The 2,877-nt window shown below is 66.1% G+C and carries 2 protein-coding genes; one reads left to right on the top strand and one right to left on the bottom strand.

All coding sequences use genetic code 11. The annotated features are described in order from the left end of the window. Window positions 1-2,229 (top strand): cation-translocating P-type ATPase (locus tag RDM88_RS12455; protein ID WP_308755146.1); only part of this gene is annotated, 2,229 nt, incomplete at its 5' end. Between the two features lie 392 nt (window positions 2,230-2,621). On the opposite strand, the gene RDM88_RS12450 is transcribed toward RDM88_RS12455, so the two are convergent. Further along, window positions 2,622-2,877 (bottom strand): hypothetical protein (locus RDM88_RS12450; protein ID WP_308755145.1); only part of this gene is annotated, 256 nt, incomplete at its 5' end.

Below are 2,877 nucleotides of genomic sequence, written 5' to 3'. Positions count from 1 at the left end.
CCCGCCGATCTGCGGCTGATCCAGTCGGTCAACCTCAAGGTGGAGGAGAGCGCCCTCACCGGTGAATCGGTGCCCGCCGAAAAGGACGCTGATTTCATCGCCGAGGGGGAACCGGGCATCGGCGACCGGGTCAATATGGCCTTCTCCTCGACAAGCGTGGCCTACGGCCGCGGCGAGGGGGTCGTGACCGCCACCGGCATGGACACCGAGATCGGTCGGATCGCGGCGATGCTCGCCGGGCAGAAGCAGGAGCTCACCCCGCTCCAGAAGCGGCTGGCCGACCTCGGCAAGATTCTGGGCGTCGTGGCGGTCGCGGTCTGCCTGGCGATGTTCGGCATCGCGGTGCTCCAGCGCCGCGACATCCCCGAAATGCTGCTGACGGCGATCTCCCTGGCCGTCGCGGCGATCCCCGAGGGCCTGCCCGCCGTCGTGACGATCGTGCTCGCGCTCGGCGTCCAGCGGATGGTCAGGGTCAACACGATCGTGCGGCGGCTGCCGTCGGTCGAGACGCTCGGCGCGGTCAGCGTCGTCTGTTCGGACAAGACGGGCACCCTCACCCAGAACCGCATGACCGTCACCAAGGCGTGGCTGGACGGCGTGCTGCGCGATGTAAGCGTGCTCAATTACGGCCGCGACCGGGAATTTGTCACCGGGTTCGTGCTCTGCAACGACGCCTCCGCCGAGAGCGGCGCGCGGGTGGGCGATCCCACCGAGCTCGCGCTGCTCGACATGGGCGCGCCGCTCGGCGTGAGCAGGGAGGGGCTCGAGGCCGACCTGCCGCGCGTCAACGAGCAGGCGTTCGACTCCGACCGCAAGATGATGACCACCGTGCACAAAACCGCCGCCGGAACCGTCTCCTATACAAAGGGCGCGACCGACATCCTGCTCGCCCGGTGCACGCGCATCTATGAGAAGGGCGCCGAACGCCCGATGACCGGCGCCGACCTGGAACGGATCCTCGCGGCCGCGGGCGAGATGGCGAAGCTCGCGCTGCGGGTGCTGGCGCTCGCCCGTCGGGAGGGCAACGAAGCCGCTGAGGAGGAGGACCTCTGCTTCGTCGGCCTCGCCGGCATGATCGACCCGCCCCGCCCCGAGGCGAAGGCGGCCGTGCAGGAATTCAAAAACGCGGGCATCCGCACCGTCATGATCACCGGCGACCACCGCGATACCGCGCTTGCGATCGCGAAGGAGCTGGGCATCGCCGAGCGGGAGGACCAGTGCCTGACCGGCGCGGAGCTTGCGGAAATGTCCCAGGAAGAGCTTGACGGGCGGGTGGAGGACCTGTGGGTGTTCGCGCGCGTCTCCCCCGAGCACAAGGTCATGATCGTGAGGGCGCTGAGGAGCCGCGGGCACATCGTCTCGATGACGGGCGACGGCGTCAATGACGCGCCCTCCCTCAAGGCCGCCGACATCGGCGTGGCCATGGGGATCACCGGCACCGACGTGGCCAAGGGCGCGGCGGACATGGTGCTCACCGACGACAACTTCGCCACCATCGAAAAGGCGGTGCGCGAGGGGCGCGGCATCTACGCCAACATCAAAAAATCGGTGCTCTTCCTGCTCTCCTCCAACTTCGGCGAGGTGATCGCGATGTTCGTATCGATCGCGGCAGGGCTGGCCGCGCCGCTGCGCGCGATTCACATCCTCTGGGTCAACCTCATCACCGACAGCCTCCCCGGGCTCGCGCTCGGCGTGGACACCAAGGCCCCCGGCATCATGAAGCAGCGGCCCCGCGACCCGGGGGAGAGTCTTTTCGCCCACGGCGGGTTCGCGCTCACCCTTTTCTACGGCGTGGTGATCGCCGGGATGACGCTGGCCGCCTTCCTCTATTCGCCCATTCGGCTCCTTACGACGGCCTGCGCACCCATCTCCTTCGACAGCATCCGTGCGCTGCTAGAAAATCCCAACGTCCTTATCCACGCGCAGACCTACGCCTTTGTGACGCTCGCCACCTCCCAGCTCTTCCACGCCGTCGGCATGCGCGACGTCGACCGCTCGATCTTCCGCATGAACCACCTCGAAAACCGGACGATGCTCCTTTCCCTCGCCGTTGGCGTCGGGCTTCAGATCGCCGTCACCGAGGTCCCGTTTTTGACGGCCGCCTTCGGCACCGTCGCGCTCTCCTTTACCGAGTGGATCGACCTGCTGCTGCTCGCGCTGCTGCCGCTCGTTTTCCACGAGCTCAGGGTGCTTTTTAAATGGATTTTTAAAAGATTGGCCGCTCATTGAGCGGCGGAGCTTGTCGGTGGCCCGCTCCGGCCTGCCCCGGCCCGAAGGCATGGTGCCATCGGGGATTGCCGCTTTCCAAGCGGCAAGAAACACGAGCGCGTTCCGCCGCGCGGCGGTTTTAGATGTTCCGCTCAGTGAGCGGAGGGCCTGCCGGTAGTCGACCGGCGGCGAGTTCCTTTCTTGTTCGCCCAAGAAAGGAACCAAAGAAGGGCGCCTAAGAACCCTCCGCCGGGTTCTTAGGAATCTCCGGGAGTACCTTGCCAAGACCCGCAAACTGCCGCCGCTCCCCACGGGTACACTAGCTGAGGGCTCAACCTAATCTCGAAACCCCCAACAAGTGGGAATGACATGCGGATAAAAGAAGCGGCCGCCCATCGGGTGGCCGCTTCCTGTTAGAGGACGGAGAGGCGCTTGAGCAGGGAGACGCAGTCGAGATAGCCGCGCCAGTAGGCCCAGCGGATTTCGTAGTTTGCGCGGGTGCGCAGGACCCGGCAGTAATCGGAGAAGGCTTCCCTGCCGGGCAGGGCGGCCTCAAGCTGTTCGACCTTCTCGTCGAGCAGGGAACAGGCTTCGGAATCGTGCAGGGCGTCCCGCTGTTCGGTGAGGCGCCCGTAAAGGTATCTCTCAAAGTCGTCATGGGTGACGGTC

Source organism: uncultured Anaerotruncus sp. (assembly GCF_902490045.1).
Taxonomy (GTDB): Bacteria; Bacillota; Clostridia; order Oscillospirales; family Ruminococcaceae; genus Anaerotruncus.
The sequence above is the reverse complement of the archived record's forward strand: the minus strand, read 5'-3'. Positions and strand labels throughout refer to the sequence as shown.